This is a genomic window from Paenibacillus sp. AK002 (assembly GCF_053903045.1).
This window is the reverse complement of record NZ_CP096377.1, coordinates 3,111,093-3,129,514: the sequence shown is the minus strand read 5'-3', so window position 1 is coordinate 3,129,514 and position 18,422 is coordinate 3,111,093. Positions and strand designations below refer to the sequence as shown.

Here is an 18,422-nt window from a genome sequence, read left to right as displayed (position 1 = left end):
TACCTCCCTTTTTATCTACGGAACCTCTTTCTTTCTCCCTCATTATAAGGGGCCCCTCTCACTCGCATAATGCGGGTAACCACACATCGAGGGCAGGTTTCCCCATGAATCCGTTCTTCACAAAACAAGCCTTGCATCCAGAATTACGGGAAACAAGGCTGTATTCTATAGGATGATCCTCAATCCAAATCCACAGGAGTGCTGAGCTTCCCCGTACTATATAGCTTGAACTCGGACGGAGTCATGTTAGTATGCTTCTTGAAGATTTCGCTAAAATAGCGGCGATGCTCGTAACCAAGCTTCTGTGCGATCTCCTGTACCTGATAGTCGTCGATCAGCATTTCTTTGGCTTTCTCCATTCGCTGATGGATCAGGAATTGCTGAAAAGAGATATTCAGCACTTTTTTGAACAGATTCGAAAAATAACCGGGGCTGATATTAAACTGCTTCGCGCAGAGATCCAGCGATAAATTCGTATGTAAATTCGCGCATATATAATCTTTTGCCTGATAGATCAATTTCGTGGATTCATCCATACGCTCCTGCTCGACCCATGAACAAGCTTCAAGGCAGATTCCTTTTACCGTATCCCGCATAATCTGGAACGAAACGACACCTGAACTCCTCACCGCATGCCATTGTTCTTCAAGCCTCTTCACCCGATCCTGAGCGAACTGCTCCGACATGACCCGACATATCTTGGATGACAGCTCATAACATAGGTTTTCAACTTGCTGCGGCTTGGGCAGCGGGTCACGCTGCAGCATATCATTAAATATTTGCTCCAGAATCAGCCGGCATTTTTCCCTGTGCCCGGATCGCAAGGCAAACAGAAATTCTTGTTCCGTCGAAGCCGAATAATTCAAGAGGGTCTTTTCTTCGGCAGAAGTGCCGGAATAACTGCTTACACCATTGCCGTCTGTATAAAAATGATAATCCAGCGCATTCAAAGCCTGCTGATAGGAATCGGGCAGCTCATCGATTGAATGAACGCACATGCCGATCCCGATGGAAATAGTCGAATGCGTAAATTGAAAAATGTTCAGCCGGCAAGCCTCCGATATTTGCTCTGCCGTCCCCATATCCTCGCAATTGATCAGGCAGATCAAGCGGTTCAATGCCTCGCTGAAGACGACGCCATGGGTAAACCCTCCAATCGTTTCCTCCAAAATATTGCGCAAACTGAACCTGATCAGCTCCACTTCACGTGCTGGCTGCTCCTTATATTTGTCCATGAAACGGTCCACTTCCACGATAAAGAGATTGAATCGCCGTGGCTCAAGCTTGATGCCAAGTGCTTGCCATTGCTGATATGCCGCTTCCGGATTCGTACGGTGATGGATCAGCAATGACAAGTATTCCTGCTGCAGGACCGGCAAGCTTTTGATCATGTTCTGCTTCAGTTCCAAGACCTTGCTTTGCTCCTGCCGTTCTTCCAGGTACGCAGCCTTTGCCTTCAAAACGACCTGGATGATTTCGTCAATCGAGAACGGTTTCTTCACAAAATCAAAGGCTCCCAAGCGGATGGCCTGTCTCGTGAACGAGAAATCGGTATATGCGCTGAGAATGACAATCTTCGTGTAAGGAGAACTTTCGAGAATTTCCTGCGTCATGGCCAACCCATCCTTTTTCGGCATCCGGATGTCCGTTAGGACAATATCGGGTTTCGTCTCTTTCACGAGGCGGATGCCTTCCTCGCCATCCAGTGCCGTGCCAACGACTTCGATATGATGATCCTTCCAAGGCGGCTTCCGTGCGATCATGTCGACCACGCTTCGAATATCATCAATGATGCATAACTTAATCACAGGTGATCCATTCGTCATGATTCAACGTCCCCTTCTCTAATCGGCATCCATATTTCCGTTCTTGATCCTTTGCCGGGAAGACTGGTCAGCTTGATTCCGGCATCTTCACCATAAAAGAGACTAAGCCGGTTCACGATATTATTCAAGGCATAACCCTTCTTGGAGACCGGCGGCTCCAGCATCCCCTTCATGACGTTATCCGCATCCATGCCGATTCCGTTATCCTCAATGATCAGATATAACAGCTGGCCCTGCCTGCAAACACGCAAGTGGATTTGACCTCCTGAGCCGATGTCCCTAAACCCGTGCTGAATACTGTTTTCCACGATCGGCTGCAATAGAATTTTGGGCATCAGGCAAGTTAACAACGAAGCGTCGGTCACGGTAACTTCAAACTCAAACAGCCCCTCATAACATTTTTGCTGCAGGAGACAATACTGCTCCACATGCAGAAGCTCATCCTCCAGCGTGTTCCAGTCCTTGCCTCCGCTCAGCCCTAACTGGAACATCTGGGACAAGGACAAAATCATCTCATTGACCTCATCGTTCTCGCCAAGCACCGATTTGCAGTAGATCGTATTCAGGGTGTTGTATAAAAAATGCGGCTCCATCTGCGCGGTTAAAGCCCGCATCTCCGCCTTACGTTTCCCGGATTCACTCAGCCTTACATCATCGATGAGCCGATTGATTTCGTCCAGCATGCGGTTAAATTGATAACCCACCTGCGCAACTTCGTCGGTAGACCGGCTGGCAAAACGGACGTTCAATCGGTTGTCCTCAACCTCCCGCATGAGCCGCTGCAGTTTATATAACGGGTTAAGCAGGATTGCCGTCAAATTGGTGGACAGCAGCCAGGTAAGAAGCAGAAAGAACAGCATGATATAAAAGGTGGTTCGCTTGACTCCGTTCATTTGCTCCAGCAGCTTATCCTTCTGCTGAATGCCGAACAGGCTCCAGTCTTTGACCACGGCGGATCGGGTGTAATTCACCAGGTAATCGGTTTCGTCAAAATGATGAAAAAAAGAACCTTGGTTACCTTCCGATACTTTGTACAGGAATGGTTTATCTTTCATGAGATTATGGCTGGACGACCAGGCGGTCCGAATGACTTCCTCGCCTTTCGAATCAATGACAAAATAATCGCTGTCATCATTCGAAGAATGCTGGTTGACCATGCCGATCAACCCGCTCTCGTTCACGTTCACCACGATGAATACGTTGGTGTTGGAAACGTTCTCCTGCGTTCCCTTGGTAACAAAGGAAAGCGTTCGGCTGTTCCCGGTAAAAAATTTGTCGGTGTGCCCCTTAACCCAGATCCCCCCATAATTCTCCTTCACGTCGTAATACATGCTGGATTCATAAAAGGACTGGGTCTGGGAACGACGCTGCGATACTGGATAAAAATCCCCGATCGGGGTAGCAATGAGTATGCTTTCGATCAGTGGCTCGTTAAAGGTAACCTGTGAAAACACATACTGAAGCTCGGACAAATGCACGTAATAATTCGAGATGTCGTTGCTCTGCACATCCAGCATCATTTCCTTAAAGGCATAGCTGAACATCAGGGAACGAACCGAATTGGAGATCCCGGCCAATTTGTCGTCCAGAATCTGAGTCGTTTTGTTCACGGTCTCTTGTCTGGATTCGAAAGCGTTCTTCTGAAGCTCTTTGGAGGCGATCCAATAGGTTGTCATGCCTACCGCTCCAATTGCAAGCGTTATCATAATAATGAAGGATAAGCGAACTCTTTGTTTAAACGTGATCCCGTAAACCCACTTGCTGAACTTTCCGGTAAAATGCTCGTGTCTTTGTCGTTTAATCAAACTCGATCAACCTCTCCTGAAATGACAAGAAGTCCTGCCATGTCGAAACTAATCTGTTGCGGTCATTTTACAATAAAATATCAATTTCGCAATAGGAGATTCCATATCCCGCCCCTGCACATTCTACTTTTATCGTTCCATTCGCCAGATAAGGTAAGGGAAAGTTATGCTAACTTATTGGTGCGATGATTGGTTTATGCTACCATTTAGTAAGGCCAATCTGACATTCTATAATAATCGAATACATTAGACAAGGAGAATCACATGCCGGGGACGATCACCTTAATCCGTTATAACGGAACCGAAAAACACGCTTTAACAGAATCCAACGCTTTCGCCACGCGAACCGAAGTCAACGGAAAGCCGCAAATCATGCTGTGGTTTGAAACGGAAACGGAGACCGAACCGCTTCAGGTTTACCCGGATCCGGATGAGCTGCTGAGCAATCCGGACGCGGAACTTACGATTTATCTGGATACGCTAAAACTGAATGAGTTTGCACCGCTGGAATTTACGCTTGCCCAGGGCTATAACGAGAACTCCAGAAGCCTGGATGCAAGACTCTATTATTTTGAGCACCAGGAGGTAAATGATAACCGGGGACGCATTGAGTATAGAGGAAATGGCGTATTTTACGTATATTGGACTGGAACGACGATGGACGTCAATTATTATGATGGGAGTAAGCCGGATACCCGGCTGGAATTGGAAGGCGAGTTTACGATGGAGAAATACGTGGAATGGTTATAAAGAAGAATACATAATCTGCAGCAAGACCCTTCAACCTCGTAGAGCCAACCTTCGTAGTCATGGCTCTACGGGGTTGCATCCGTATCCACATTACATAGGTTTCTTGAGCCTTAAACGCCAAACTGTTTCAAGTGATGGTCCAGATGCTTGTATAATCCCCTCCCCCATTGCTCTGAGGTCAGTTTACCGAAGAAAGGATGAGGATGTGTGGTACATTTCTCGGGTCCGTGCTTTTGGAATGCTATTATTTTTCCTTTTAATTGTTCTCTTTCCGTTTCAAATTCTCTTGGATCCGCAATCAAAATATCCGGAATAGTCGACATGTTGCGAGGTAACGGTTTTTCATTATAAAACACGGGCTTCGCGAAATTCCCTACCAACCTACCTAGCCAGCCTCTTGGCGGGTTTGTGATGCCCATGGCGATGTCTTGGAACGCGGAGCAGTGGGACAGCATTTGGGCAGCATCCATTTTTCCCCATAACGGTTGTGATTGAGGGCTTAATGCGTCGATTCGGTTTAATATTTGGGTCATATCAAAATGATTGAACATATTATTCATGTTTGTCTCTCCCTATAGTGAAATCCATGTCTAAACACCTGATTAAATGATAGCTGACCCATCTACGGGACATTTCTTTTGGATTGCTTTCTTGTGAACTCAGACTCCCCTACAACCATCTCATAAAAAAACCTTTGGTTATCTTCACATGACTTGCTTGTGCCCATAGCTCAAGCTGCCTGATTCCCTCCGTCTGATCCTCCAAGAACTGAAAACATAGCTTCAATGGTACGATCTTACGCCCTTTCGGCTTGATCCCGATCACCGGTTTCCTGTCATGGTTGATCAATAAACATGCCACGGAATCTGCGTTCACTTCTTCTCCGTTTATCATGATTCCGTCTTGATGCATTTTCATCACGGCGGGTTTCATCAGGCAGGTTCTGTAGAAGGAGATGATGAATACGGTGGAACAAAAAACCAACCACACAATGCAGGCATAATAAAAGAAATCCCTTTCTCCCTGTTCCAACATGATATTTCCAAGAAGAATAACGATTAAGAGCAGCATGGAAACCATTAATCTAATGCCAGACGGTGCCGAAACGCTAAACATCCTGTTATTGTTCATATGATCTCCTATCATCGAATAAGGTTGATTCTGTATTCACTTAAAGTATATGCTCATTATAACTGCACTCACAAAATATGGTAACCTGATTTGCAATATTGCAATAATTCCAATAAAAAAAGCCCCCATTTTAGCGGCAGCTCATATCAGTGCTATGTATCCACATCATTTTATTAAAAAGCATTTAGAAATTACATGATCAACACCTCATATTCTAAAATTCAATTATATAAAAAAACTTTCTAACCGTTCTAGTCTCCTGCAGCCAAATGATTCGCTTCCACCGGTTTGCTCAGCCAATGCTCGTCGGTTTGAACATGATTCTTGCGGACATACTTGGCAGCGCTATGCTTAAAATCGTCATATGCAAATGCGGAAGCCAGCCTAACCACGTAACCTTCCTGTTCACCGCCGCAGCAAGATCGCTTCGTATAACAAGCCTTGGCAGCATCCTCGTCCCAGATGCCCCGGTACAAGACAGGAACCGTAACCAGCCCCAAACGATCCGCCCATTCCTCCGTCTCATCCCATGACAGGCACACATTCAACTGATTCCACACGGAGAACAGCATGAAGTAAGACGGCAGCGCCGAATACGAAAGCGAATGTTTGGCATAGACGTTTTCCCCGCAGAGACGGTATCCCTCCGGAATCAAATACTTGATGCCCCCATGCAGCGTCTTGACATAATGACGGGAAGGATGATCCTTGCTGTCCAGGGATCTGGCGTGGATGAGATCGGGGTACATGGTGGTGTTCTCCCCATCCATTTTCTCGGTAATGACAACCTCCTGCCCCGCAAAATGGTCGGTAGCCCGCAAAATCTTATCGTCGTCGGTATAACCTCTAGACCAGGGCAGATGCATCGTTCTTGGATATTTCATTTTCATCGTTGTTCACCTCTCTTACTTGCCGAACGTATCGGCCTCTGCGAAGAAATACAGCTGAGCCAGCAAATCCTCGCCTAACAAATGGTATATCCTGGATGCGCCGGCATCTCCTCCATGCAATATTTCCATATGGAAGCTGACAAGTTGGACGACATGAAGCACAAATTCATCCTCATACCCAAGGTCTTTCAAGGTATGGCATGCCATGATGGCCGATACATGCTCGTGCCCATAATAGGAATAGTATCCTCGAGCCTGCTTCCATACTTTGCAAAACGGCTTGCCCGCGTCATGGAACAGAGCCGCTAATTGCATAGCCAGCAGATGATCGCCTTCACCGTCATAGCAATTTTGGATGTATACCAGCACGGCAAACGTATGCTCCGACAACGTTCTCGAATGGAACGGATTCTCTTGATCAAATCCCAGCATCGTTTGAAAATAGGGGGATTGCGATAAGTAACCGAACAACTCATCGTGATCCGGTCTGCGCATTAACAGCTGTTCCAAATCCTCTCTTGCCAGCTGAGTTTCACCCGGCTCATGAACGAGATGCAGATCAACAAACCCTTCACCCATGACCGGAAATTCAAGATTTTTGGCATACTTAGTCATGATCTTCTCATCAAGCCGGCGTTTTCGTCTCTTGACTCTATCCAGGGCCACTTCATAAGGAGTCGTGCAAATATGGCACTCCACCCGTCGATCGCCAAACCGTTTCAGAAATTTCTGTCTTCGTTCCCGGCTGACATTCGTTGCGTCGAATACGACGTTTCGATCCGACTTCAGCGCCTGTTCGATTTCGGCGAAAGCCTCGTCAAATACCAAATACGTATTTTTCTGTTTCGATTCGCTGCCAAACAATCTTTCGCGTATCGCGTCCGTCGCAACCAGCACGGCCCGCTCGCTTTTGCACAATTGTTTGGCATAATAGCTTTTTCCGCTGCCGGGTATCCCGACCAGCATATGAATCGTACTCATGATATTCACCTCCTTTCGCGATTGCTTATCATGGTGTCATGGTTTAAACGAAATCCTTCCTTCCGAATAATGTACCATGCTTGCGCCTTGTATGAGTAAGCAAAGAATATGTATATTCAACTTTTACATACCTACAAAAAAGCCGATTGCCTGCAGAAAGTGTATCCGCAGACAATCAGCCTTTATGTCGTATCTACTTGCCCGATCTCGCTTTCGGGGCAGGAGCGGTCGTATCCCGCTCCACCAGCTTAACAGGGATCAGCGCCGTGCCCGGTGTCGGTTTCCCTCTCTCCAGCCAGTTTACGACATGCTCGGCCGCTTGGCGGCCGATCTCGTAAAAGTTCTGCTCGACGGTAGTCAGAGGGATCATCACATGCTCCGTGACCGGATTATTATCAAAGCCTATGATGGAGATATCGTCCGGAATACGGATCCCCCTCTCCAAACAGAGGTTTAGCAGGTTGGCAGCAATCAGATCATTTTCCGTCTGAACGGCTGTCACCCCCTCCGTCTTGTAAGAGTCCAGCAGCTCGTTATAAAATTGCTCCACGCCGACCTTCTCCCGATAACCCTTCATGTTCAGTCTGATATAACGGCTGTCGAGGGGAAGCCCGTGGTCCTTCAGCGCTTGGCAGTATCCGAAATACCGATCGCGCACCGACGAAGTGGATTCAATGCTGACCGCGGTCAAAAACGCAATCTTTCGGTGTCCGAGCTCAATCAATCGGGATACGGCTTGATAAGAGCCGCTCCAATTATCCGAAACGACCGCCCCGAGCGGGAGGCTGTCAAAGTATTTATCGATGGTCACGATCGGATAATCTTCAAGGCACAGCCGATGCAGGATATCGTAGTTCGTATGATCGTTCCGCGGATACAATATAATGGCCGCAATGCCCTTTCGGGTCAGCATCTCCAGGAGATCGCGCTCCTTCTGGGAGTCATAATCGCTCTGATGAATGCTTAAATAGTAGCCGTTCGCGTTCAGCCAGTCCGAAGCGCCGCGAATATACCCCATCGTGCCGCGGTCGTCTTCGGAAGGCAGGATCAGCGATATCATTCTTTCCGTTCCAACCGACCGCTGCTCCTGACCCCGCTGCCGGGGTTTGACAAAGCTGCCGCTTCCTTTAATGCGGTAGATGAACCCGTCCCGCTCCAGCTCCTCGAGCGCTCTTCTTGTTGTAATGCGGCTCACGCCGAAGGCCGTACTCAGCTCGGCCTCGGTAGGAAGCTGGGCCTCGGAAGGGTAAAGGCCGGATGAAATTTTCGATTTTAGCTCGTCCATCATCACGCGGTACAGCGGTTTATTGTCTTTGGTCAACTTGGTTCTCATCCCATCTTTATCTATTTTCCGGTTTGATCTTGTCCAACTAGAATTATAGCGTTTGCTTCATTGGCATGTAAACCGCCCCGATCGATCATGCCTGCCTCCCGTCATGGTTACTTTACATTCGTATAGCGTTCATACTGCGCTTTTTTGATTTCCAGGTAACGCTGGGCTCCCATTTTGTCCAAGGTCTTCACGTAGTTATCCCAATCCGTGTCCAGACTCGCTTTACCCGTAACAAATTTGACCCGCATCTCCTCCATGTATTTATTGATGTCGGTCAGAATCGCGCTGGTTTGGTTGGCTTCGTCATCCGTGGGAACAAAATCCGGCCAAAGCTCTTTCGGCGCCAGCTCGTCCAGCTCGGCAGGATCCGCTTTGATCTCGTCAGCGACCGTCGTCCCGCGAGCCGCCATCCGCAGATCGTCATCAGGCTCAACATAAGGATAATAAGCGCCATACACATTATCAACATATTGGAAAGCACCCAACTGCACGCCGCCCTTGTAGTTCAATATTTCGTCCTTGTATTTCGGTTTGCCGTCCACCAGCTCGTAAGTTTCTCCTTCCAACCCAAAGGTAGCGAAGTTAATCCCTTCTTCACCGTAGAAATAATCGATCCACTTGATGGTTTCGACCGGATACTTGTTTTTGTTGGTGATCACGAAACCGAAGATCCCTTTGGTCGGCGGTCCCAGCACCCCCGCGACTTTATCGCCGTTCGGACCTTCCAGGGCATGAATGCCCACATAGTTCTCGGCCGCGTCCTTGCCGATATATCCCGGCCCTTCCCATACAAACGAGCCGATCAAATTGTTGGAGCCGTCCGTAGACCATTTGGCATAATCGTAGCCGGTCGTGAAATTCTGCTGAGCCAGCGAGCCGTCCTTGTACAGATCGCTCATATAACGCAAGAGCTCCCTGTATTTCGGATCGTTGAACGTCGTCTTCACTTGTCCGTCAGCGTCCTTATAGAGATACTGCCCGAAAGCCTTGGCGCCCCCTTCACCCATGCCGAAGCTGCCGGCCAGAAAGCTCTCCAGGAAGGTCCAGTACTGCGATTCAAGCACCCAACCGAGGCGTGAGCTGTCCTTCTCCCGAACCTTCATGAGCGCTTGGCGGAACTCCTCGGTCGTCTTGGGCACTTCAAGCCCCGCTTCATCCAGCCAATCCTTATGGATATACAAGCGAACGGAATTGAACGCTTTCGAGAAATCGACGTATGGGAGAGCGTAAATATGTCCGTCCGACATCGTAATCGCTCCTCTGATATCCGGGTTGTCCTTGAGCAGCTTGTTTAAATTCGGCGCATGCTGTTCAATCAAGTCCTCGAGCGGAACAAACAAGCCCTGCTTGCCGTATTTCATCAGCTCATCGGTGCCGAAGGCAATGCGGTAGAACGCATCCGGCAGGTCGTTGGAGCCGAGCATGACATTTTTCCTTTCGGTTACGGCGGAACCGGCCAGCTCCTCAAACTCAACCTCGATTCCGGACATCTCCTCGTATTTTTGCCACATCCATAATTGATCGGCTGGTGGATGCACATCGGTATATCCGCGTTTGACGATCCTTAGCTTGATGTTTCCGGGGTCTCCGTCCGTTCCGGCTGGTTCCGGCTCCGCCTTTCCCCCTGATCCGCCGCAGGCGGCAAGCGTCAACGAGCATGTCAACATGAAAGCAAGCAGAAGATTCATTCTTTTTCTCATAAATCCATATCCCCTCTATTCATGATTATGAGTTCCAAGCGGTAATTGACCGCTCCTATATCGGCTTATCCTTTGATAGCTCCCACCATGATGCCTTTCTCAAAGAATCGCGACAGCAGCGGATACAATAGCAGCAGCGGCAGCGCGGATAATACGACGATTGCATATTTCAGGCCTTCCTTAACCATCATCTGATCCGCGTATTCGGCGCCGACCGATATTCCGGCCATTTCCTTAAAGTCGTTCTGCACCAGGATTTCTCTTAATATCAGCTGCAGCGGGAATTTCTCCCGGTCCGTCAAATAAATCATAGCGTCAAAATACGAGTTCCAGTGACCCACTCCATAGAACAGGATCATCACGGCGATGATCGGCAAGGACAATGGCAGCACGATTCGAAACAGCATATGGAAGTCGTTGCAGCCGTCGACGTAGGCGCTCTCTTCCAGCTCCACCGGAATCCGGGTCTGAAAATAGGTTCTCATAATAATCATGTTGTAGGCGCTGATCGCACCGGGCAGCACCAATGCCCACATCGTATTCAGTAATCCAAGCTCCTTGTTCACCAAGTACAGCGGGATCAGCCCGCCGCTGAAAAACATCGTAAAAGCAAACAGCAGCGTGAATAGTCCCTTGCCATAAAAGCGCTTTCTGGATAGCGGGTACGCACCGAATACCGTCATCATGATATTGATCGCGGTACCCACGAGAGCGTAAAGCAGCGTATTGGCATACCCGCTCCATATTTCGCTGTTCTCGAATACTTTGGCATAGCTGTCCAGGTTGAAGCCTGCCGGAAAGAGCAGCAGCGGCTTGTCCCATATTTGGCGCGGATCGGAGAATGACGCAAACAAAACAAAAATGAGCGGGTACAAAATGACGATGGTCACGAGAATCGACAGCACTAGTATTATGATATCGGCCAGTTTTTCTCCCGGCGTTCGTTTAATGTTCAGCAGCACTTCTTAGGTTCCCTCCCTATTCCTGCATCGACGGCCTTTACCACAAGCTGGTCTCCCCCGCCTTGCGCGCAACCGCGTTAACGATGATCAGGATGATAAAATTGATCACATTGTTGAACAGGCCGACTGCCGCCGAAAAGCTGTACTGGGTGTTAAGCAGTCCGCTCTTGTACATGTAAGTGGAGATCACCTCGGAGGTTTCCAGGTTCATCGCGTTTTGCATCAACAGGATTTTCTCGAAGCCGACACTCATGATGCCGCCGGCACTCAAGATAGACAGGATTACGATCGTCGGGACAATACCGGGAATCGTAATATGCCATATTCGGCGAAATTTGCTGGCCCCGTCCATATATGCAGCCTCGTACAGGTCCGGCGAGATGCCCGAGATGGCTGCGCTGTAGATGAGCGAAGACCAGCCGACTCCCTGCCAGACGCCCGACCAGACATAGAGATGCCAGAATTTAGACGGCTCTGCCAAATAATCGACCGGTTCCTTCCCCAAGGAAACAAGGATGGAGTTAAAGACGCCATTCGTAGGCGAGATGAAAAAAAACAGGATACCGACTGCAACGACAACCGAAATAAAGTGAGGTGCATAGGATATGCTTTGAGCGAATGAGCGGAATTTGCGATTCCGAATCTCGTTGAACAAAAGCGCCAGCAGGATCGGTGCGGGAATGCCGACCAGCAGTCCGTATAAACTGATCCCGATCGTATTTTTCAGAATCGTCCAAAAATAATAGGCGTCAAACAGCCGCTCGAAATGTTCGAACCCGACCCAAGGACTGTTCCAGATGCCGAGTCCGGGCATGAAATCCTTGAAAGCGATTTGTACGCCGTACATCGGCCAATAATGCCAGATCAAAAAGTAAAGCACTGCCGGGGAAATGATGATATACAGCCCGATATTTCGCTTTAGCTGCCTCTTAACATGCGTCCACCGGGTGGGTTTGGGAGCGGGCTGTGGGGATGCCGAGTTTAATCGGGCGTCCATGCTTAATCATGACCTCCTTTATCTAATCGAATAGCGTGTAGCAGAAGTCTGAGCTGTGCGAGATCATCAGCAAGATCTGCTTGGTACAGTAATATGACACCTCCCTTCTATACACTTGTACTAACATTTGTTATGTAATTCATAATTTGTTATAACACATTTTAGTAAGGTTTTATTTTCCAGTCAATATGACATCGAATAATTGCTACTTTAGTTGTATAAACGCGGATTTGTTATGACAAATTTCGACGGTTATAGACTTATTAACATCGTCCTGCGTGCCGTAGGTTGTCGAACGATCCTCACAAGGGAGCGCCGGTATCATTCCGAGCAAAAGAAACAGCCGCGTGGTTTACGCGGCTGTTTCTTTTAAATATACGAGCGTTTAGAAACGCATGGTCGATGTTCATTACCTTGCTCTAAGACTGCTTATAGATATGCTGCCAGCTTTGCCAGCACATTCGCCTGTTCAGCCGTCAATTTATTGCCGGATTGCGCCCTGACCTGATTGTTAAAAGCGTTCAGCTTGCCTTGCTTAGCGGAGTCGTTGCCTCGATCCTCCGCCTCTTTGGCGCCTTGCAGCTTGCTTGTCAACGATTGAGCCAGGCCCGGATCGGCAGCGGCAAACCGCGCTGCAAGCTCGGACAAACTGTCATAGGTCACGGCTACCTCAAAACGAAAGACGGATTCCGTTTTATTTCCGGCCAGATCGACTGCCGTTACGGATATTTCATGGGAGCCCGGTTCGAAGGAATAGGCAGGACGCTCGAGCAGCGGAAGAGAACACGGATTGTCAGCTAACCCTGACAGACTGTCGACGGCACTGCACGAAACGTATACGGAGTCGGTTACCGTGTACGTACGCTCACCGGTGAATTCAACGACGGGAGCCGTCTTGTCGATCTGCACGTTCAGCGTTCCAGGTGCCTCAGATACGCCTGAGTAGTTGGTGGCGGAATAGGTAACCGTCGTGACGCCTTCATCAGTGATTTGAAGCTGAGCCGCACTCCCTTTTACCGTGGTCTTCTCTATCGGCTGCGCGCCTTCCGCAGCGTATGCAATAGAGTACGCGCGGTCGGAAGAGATGGACAAGGACACATCGGCATTCACCCAGCCGTTCTCGTTGGGAGAAGGCGATAGGCTAACCGTCGAGACGGGAGGAACGCTGTCTTTTACGGTTACGAAGAAATCGTCATAATAGGCCGTTGCCACATTGTATCTGGAAGTTACCGCAATCAGTTTCGCATAAGCTGCATTAGCCGGAGCCTTCCCTCTGAGCGTCACTTTCTGCCATTGGGCCAATCGCGATTCATCCAAATGGGTTTCCAGTGTGGAAATCGTGGCGTTATTGCTGTCAAAGAATCGGAACATAAAGCCCGGCTGGCCCGATTCAATATAGAGATTCATGCCTGCCGTATATTCCTCTCCCGGGATGACGGGAATCGCATCACTTTGTACGGCAACGGATGCCGTTCTCAGCGTGTCCGTAATCTTCAGACTGTGCGTTCCCGTGAAACTGCGTTCCGTGCTGAGATCATAACGATAACCGTTGCCTGGAGCGAATAATTGACTCCATCCCTTCATTTCCTCTTCAAAACCAGGATTGGTGACGGGAACAGCCGTATGCGGCGGTTCTTCCACGACCTCTCCGTCAACTTCCATCCGATACAGAATCGTATTGGTCTGCATGTCTGTGAAATAGAGATTTCCGTCCACATGTAAATCGAATCTGGAGGTGTCGGCCAATGTCCGATGCTCCAGCGTTTCAGGGTCAATGACCGTCAGTTTGTTGTTGAACAGCACGTAAAGCAGACCATCCTCCGACCAGCGGAGCGGGTGATGCGCCCATTGGCTGAAATTCAAGCTTGGATACACTTTTTTGCTCTTCACGACTTCATACGTATCGGGGTCGATCGCAAAAATATACTCATAAGATGCTCCCCAGATCAAACCGTCCGGGCCGGCCGAAAGATCTCCGATGAATATCGGTTTATCCAGTCCCGGAACGCGGAGCGGAAACTCGGTGATTTTTTGCTGCGTCTCTTCATCCCAAACAAAAATCTTCGCTTCCGCTTCCGTCGGCTCGGAGCCCAGTCCGCCCCGAATCGTGGTGGAACCGAACACCTTGCCGTCATGAACCGTCGTGCTGAGCACGCTCTGATTCTGGACGACGTTGCGATGAACGTTGATTTCTCCGGTGGCGGTATCATAAACTGTCAACGAGCCGCCCAAAGTGCCGTAACCGGAAATCGTCGAAATGTAGAGCTTGCCTTTGGAACTGGAGATATCAACCAGCCTCTCCTGATCGTTGCCTAAGACGGCCAGTCTCTTCGGATTGTTCATTCCAGGCTCCGTCGATAAATCGAACTCGTACAGTCCGCCTTCAGGGTACACGCCCATATAGACTTTATTGCCTACGGCATGAACGCTATCCGCTTGGCCGATGCTGAACGGCGTTGCGGTGTTATTGGTCAGATCGACGAGCGAGGAACGGGCCTGCGAGCCGGTGGTGATCAAATGAGTGTCCGATACGCTTTTCAACCGGTTGACAACGCCGGGCAGACCCGGGATGACCGGCGGCATCAGGTGCACCTGCTTGGTTTCGATGTTCATGATCGTAACCCCGCCGTCATATCGGACGGTCACCAGATTTTTGCCCGGGTATTCCGGATTATTGGGAAATTCCACCCAATCTACTCCCCGAAATCCGCTGTTGTACTCCATGCCGGTCAACTCGACCTCATGCGTGTCAAGATTAAACGTTTTCAACTTCTTGTCGGACATATAATACAGTTTTCCGTTAAGCGAGTCCGTCGCGTGCAGCCCCGTTACGTTCTCCAGCACAACATCCAGCCAGCTTTCCGTCTGTGTATCGTAGATAAACGCCTCTCCAGGAATGCCGCTTCCGTCCGTATATCGGGCAAACAAATAACGGTTATCTATCGTGCTCAGGTCATACACGGTGTCTTCTTTAACCGGCAGGGAAGCCGCGATATTTGTTTTCTCACCGGTCGCTAAATTCACGCGCACGATCTGCTTATGCGCGGTGCCGGCATAAATATTGCCGCCCTGGTAAGCAATGGAGCGCACATATTCCTGGTCAAGCACGCCGATGACGCGGCCGTAATCTTTGGTTTGCTTCGTAGCCGGGTCGTATTGATACACTTTGCCGCCTGGATAGGTTCCGACATAAACGCGGCCTTGTTCATCCGTGGTAATGCTGTTCGGCACCGACTGCCCGTCGAATTGGGCAACCTGCTCTGGCACGTGAGTTACGGGAGAGTAGCTCCACAGCCTGGCTCCGCCGCCGTCGGCCGCAAGGAACAAGGTCCCGTCCGGTGCCGTGGTATGTGCCCAGGAGCTTTCAGAGGGGCCGATCGGAATGCTGCGAAGCAGTTTATAATCCTCCAGATCGATCACGTTCAGATGCCCCGGCTTTCCTTTACTGGTCGCATAAAGAACGTTGCGGCCTTCTTCCTTCCCTGCCGTACCGTTGAATACGGCAACCGTATAGTTGTTGGGAACGAGAATTTCCTCCGGTGTTCCGTATGTTTTCTGAGCAAGCCTGCTCTCCCCGGAAGCAGCGGCGAGACCGCCGCCCGAACAAACCAATAACAGACACAATGCCAGCATAAAGACCTGGTACTTGCCGCTTTTTGCGAATCTCATAAATGACCTCCTTAGAATTCGGTGTTGACTATCCCGATAGACTGCTCCAATAGCTGTGAACGAATCCGGCAGGCATTCAGCCTCTTTTTTTAGTAATCTGAACCTCCTTTGGTCATGATTAGACGCAACCGCTCTGGTGGAATATGGAAGACTAGCGGAACCGTCTGGCCGTATATTAGGCAAATACCGGGATGGTGTCAATCCATAACGATCATGCTATATTCCTCTTGTCCCTTTATTCGACAATGTGGATATTTCAAAAGAAGCAGAAGCATCACAGCATTAAAGTTGTTATTTCTAGCGGTTAACCAAGCTCGATTCTGTCACAAAGTTAAGGTTAAACGACAAAAAAGCCGCATTATAAGCGGCCCCGCATAAACAGCAAGGTACCGTCAAACGGATGGTATCTTGCTCAATTTTATCAAGCTCTTTATGAAATTCTACAATTGGGATCATAGCGAAATGGCTGAGAAACCGATGATATCTCAGATGTGGGAATAGAAAAATAAAAGACTGCCCTTCAGCAGTCCTTCCTGTTCTTTCGTATGTTACTCTGATATGTCTGCACCGTCTTCATTCAGGCATCGAATGTAAACCCGGCACATTCATGGATGCCTGCATGCCTGGCGGTACTGCCTCGGCGAAACCCCGAACTGCTTGCGAAACTGATCGGCAAAATGATTGTAACTGTTAAACCCTACGTCATGGGCAGCTTCATTCGCCGTACGGCCCGAATGGCTCATCAATAAAGCGGCATGGCGAACCCTCATCTGGTTCAGATGCTCCAAAATGGTGGATCCCGTTTGCTGTTTGAACAAGTGCGCCAGCCTGGATCCCGAAATTCCGATCTCGCGGGATAAGGCATCAATTTTGACGTCTTCTTTTAACGAACGGGATAACAACCCAAGCGTTTGCTCGACTCTGGGATCTAGCCTCTTGTTCGTCCGCTGTGCAAGCAGAAGCAAAATCTCACGCAGGGCGTTCTCGCACAGAGCTTCCCACAGTTCTAACCGGTCCAGCGAATCTTGCAGCACATTACGAAAGGCCAGCTCGACACGGCCTCGGACACGTTCATCGGGCAAGGTTTCGACCAGAAACTCCTCGTTCGGCAGCATCCCGTTTTCCGGAAGCCCGGGATAATGGATCCAAAGAAAGTTCCAATGCGTCCCCTGCACGGTCCCGTATTCATGGGCGATGTTGGCGCGCAGCAGGCCGAGCTGCCCGGATCCGCAGCGTTTCTCCCCGGCAGGCGTGCGGAAATAGCCCTCACCCTGCAGCGTGTAAACAAGCAGCCAGTCTTGCATTCCGTTAGGACGACGCAGGCAATAAGAATCGTCTTGCTCGAAATGATCGCCGAATATGGTTCCGGTGCTTTCTAACGATATGGCATGCCTATCAGCCGGCGTTCTCAAGCGACCTCTCCTCCTCTGTACCCCGAATAGCAGAATTCCGGTAATATTAAGCAGAAATCATACTTCCTCTCAAGTTAAGCAGACCTTATTCTATTGTCAACAGGAAAACCATTAATTTGCGGGAGGAATTGCTATGAGAGAGAAGTTACACGTATTGACGGAAGAACAGCTGCACAAATTCGAAACGGAGGGATTTTTAATTGTAAAAGGTCTCTTCCGCGAGGAGGAGCTGTCGGAGATCGGAGCAACGTTTGAGGAGATCAGCCACACGACCGTGCCCGGCCACTTTGAACCTGTGCTGGACGATGAATCCGTTGAACCGCTCAAACGTTATCCCCGCGTTATGCATCCGCACCGCTTCCATGCAACCGCGAAGAAATACATGCTGCATAAACCGGTCATGCAGGTATTGGCCGATTTGTACGGGGAACCGGCGCTCGCCGCCCAAAGCATGTTCTATTACAAACCTCCAGGCTCCCGCGGCCAAGCGCTGCATCAGGACAACTTCTACCTGCAGGTGGAGCCGGGCAATTGCATTGCCGCATGGACCGCAATCGACGCGGCCGATGAAGAGAACGGCGGTTTGCTCGTCGTTCCGAAAACAAGTGATTATGACCTGGTATGCCCGGAGGAAGCCGATTCGAACGAGTCGTTTACCACTCATTTCGTGAAGCCGCCCAAGGATAGAAAGGTCCTCCCCGCGATCATGGACAAAGGGGACGTCCTGTTCTTTAACGGCAACCTGATCCACGGCTCCTACCGCAACAAATCCAACCGGTTCCGCCGCGCCTTCATCTGCCATTACGCCAACGCGTCGGCTACCAAAATCGGTGCATTTTATCGGCCATTGTTCCGGGAAGACGGCACGGAGATCAACCTTGACGTCAATCCGAATGGCGGTCCGTGCGGCATCGAATTCGATACGGCTTATCCCCATTGAATGAGTGCCGGCCTGCCCGGCACAAT

14 protein-coding genes are annotated in these 18,422 nt (G+C 49.5%); 2 read left to right on the top strand and 12 right to left on the bottom strand.

Translation table 11 applies throughout. From position 1 onward, the window contains the following. Window positions 1–179 precede the first annotated feature (179 nt). Entirely contained in the window at window positions 180–1,826 is a 1,647-nt protein-coding gene (locus tag M1D70_RS13940; RefSeq protein ID WP_456290169.1) for a response regulator, read from the bottom strand. Then, a complete protein-coding gene (locus tag M1D70_RS13935) occupies window positions 1,823–3,631 on the bottom strand; it encodes a sensor histidine kinase (protein ID WP_456290168.1) in 1,809 nt (602 codons plus the stop codon). Before M1D70_RS13935 ends, M1D70_RS13940 begins: the two co-directional genes overlap by 4 nt. 264 nt (window positions 3,632–3,895) lie before the next feature. On the opposite strand from M1D70_RS13935, the gene M1D70_RS13930 reads away from it, so the two are divergent. Beyond that, window positions 3,896–4,381: a hypothetical protein gene (locus M1D70_RS13930; RefSeq protein WP_456290167.1), complete on the top strand. Its 486-nt coding sequence runs from the start codon at window positions 3,896–3,898 to the stop codon at window positions 4,379–4,381. Window positions 4,382–4,491: 110 nt separating this feature from the next. Here M1D70_RS13930 and M1D70_RS13925 read toward each other — a convergent pair whose 3' ends face one another. The 10 genes from M1D70_RS13925 to M1D70_RS13880 form a co-directional block, all read right to left on the bottom strand. After that, window positions 4,492–4,941, bottom strand: a complete 450-nt coding sequence (locus tag M1D70_RS13925) for a DUF1569 domain-containing protein (RefSeq protein WP_456290166.1) — start codon at window positions 4,939–4,941, stop codon at window positions 4,492–4,494. 109 nt (window positions 4,942–5,050) lie between these two features. Then, window positions 5,051–5,275 carry a hypothetical protein gene (locus M1D70_RS13920; protein WP_456290165.1) on the bottom strand — a complete coding sequence of 75 codons (225 nt, stop codon included), beginning with the start codon at window positions 5,273–5,275 and terminating at the stop codon, window positions 5,051–5,053. 488 nt (window positions 5,276–5,763) lie between these two features. After that, a complete protein-coding gene (locus tag M1D70_RS13915) occupies window positions 5,764–6,402 on the bottom strand; it encodes an RNA ligase family protein (protein ID WP_456290164.1) in 639 nt (212 codons plus the stop codon). Between the two features lie 15 nt (window positions 6,403–6,417). Further along, window positions 6,418–7,383: an AAA family ATPase gene (locus tag M1D70_RS13910; protein ID WP_456290163.1), complete on the bottom strand. Its 966-nt coding sequence runs from the start codon at window positions 7,381–7,383 to the stop codon at window positions 6,418–6,420. A 193-nt stretch (window positions 7,384–7,576) separates the two neighbouring features. After that, a complete protein-coding gene (locus tag M1D70_RS13905; protein ID WP_456290162.1) occupies window positions 7,577–8,716 on the bottom strand; it encodes a GntR family transcriptional regulator in 1,140 nt (379 codons plus the stop codon). A 107-nt stretch (window positions 8,717–8,823) separates the two neighbouring features. Then, on the bottom strand, window positions 8,824–10,416 hold the full coding sequence (locus tag M1D70_RS13900) for an ABC transporter substrate-binding protein (RefSeq protein ID WP_456290161.1): 1,593 nt from the start codon (window positions 10,414–10,416) through the stop codon (window positions 8,824–8,826). Window positions 10,417–10,481: 65 nt separating this feature from the next. Continuing rightward, window positions 10,482–11,378, bottom strand: a complete 897-nt coding sequence (locus M1D70_RS13895) for a carbohydrate ABC transporter permease (RefSeq protein ID WP_456290160.1) — start codon at window positions 11,376–11,378, stop codon at window positions 10,482–10,484. 37 nt (window positions 11,379–11,415) lie between these two features. Beyond that, window positions 11,416–12,375 carry an ABC transporter permease gene (locus M1D70_RS13890; RefSeq protein WP_015734981.1) on the bottom strand — a complete coding sequence of 320 codons (960 nt, stop codon included), beginning with the start codon at window positions 12,373–12,375 and terminating at the stop codon, window positions 11,416–11,418. 429 nt (window positions 12,376–12,804) lie between these two features. After that, the gene (locus M1D70_RS13885; protein ID WP_456290159.1) at window positions 12,805–16,044 is read right to left on the bottom strand and encodes a hypothetical protein; all 3,240 of its coding nucleotides are present in this window, start codon (window positions 16,042–16,044) and stop codon (window positions 12,805–12,807) included. Window positions 16,045–16,649: 605 nt separating this feature from the next. After that, a complete protein-coding gene (locus M1D70_RS13880) occupies window positions 16,650–17,456 on the bottom strand; it encodes a helix-turn-helix domain-containing protein (RefSeq protein WP_456290158.1) in 807 nt (268 codons plus the stop codon). Between the two features lie 133 nt (window positions 17,457–17,589). Between M1D70_RS13880 and M1D70_RS13875 the strand changes: the two genes are divergently transcribed. Next, window positions 17,590–18,396, top strand: coding sequence for a phytanoyl-CoA dioxygenase family protein (locus M1D70_RS13875; RefSeq protein ID WP_456290157.1), 807 nt, complete (start codon window positions 17,590–17,592; stop codon window positions 18,394–18,396). The last annotated feature ends 26 nt before the right edge of the window (window positions 18,397–18,422 follow it).

Coding starts and splice junctions, on each gene's coding strand:
- M1D70_RS13875 (WP_456290157.1), top strand. CDS start 17,590: ATGAGAGAGAAGTTACACGTATTGACGGAAGAACAGCTGCACAAATTC.
- M1D70_RS13930 (WP_456290167.1), top strand. CDS start 3,896: ATGCCGGGGACGATCACCTTAATCCGTTATAACGGAACCGAAAAACAC.
- M1D70_RS13905 (WP_456290162.1), bottom strand. CDS start 8,716: ATGAGAACCAAGTTGACCAAAGACAATAAACCGCTGTACCGCGTGATG.
- M1D70_RS13885 (WP_456290159.1), bottom strand. CDS start 16,044: ATGAGATTCGCAAAAAGCGGCAAGTACCAGGTCTTTATGCTGGCATTG.
- M1D70_RS13890 (WP_015734981.1), bottom strand. CDS start 12,375: ATGGACGCCCGATTAAACTCGGCATCCCCACAGCCCGCTCCCAAACCC.
- M1D70_RS13925 (WP_456290166.1), bottom strand. CDS start 4,941: ATGAATAATATGTTCAATCATTTTGATATGACCCAAATATTAAACCGA.
- M1D70_RS13940 (WP_456290169.1), bottom strand. CDS start 1,826: ATGACGAATGGATCACCTGTGATTAAGTTATGCATCATTGATGATATT.
- M1D70_RS13910 (WP_456290163.1), bottom strand. CDS start 7,383: ATGAGTACGATTCATATGCTGGTCGGGATACCCGGCAGCGGAAAAAGC.
- M1D70_RS13900 (WP_456290161.1), bottom strand. CDS start 10,416: ATGAGAAAAAGAATGAATCTTCTGCTTGCTTTCATGTTGACATGCTCG.
- M1D70_RS13920 (WP_456290165.1), bottom strand. CDS start 5,275: ATGATAAACGGAGAAGAAGTGAACGCAGATTCCGTGGCATGTTTATTG.
- M1D70_RS13915 (WP_456290164.1), bottom strand. CDS start 6,402: ATGAAAATGAAATATCCAAGAACGATGCATCTGCCCTGGTCTAGAGGT.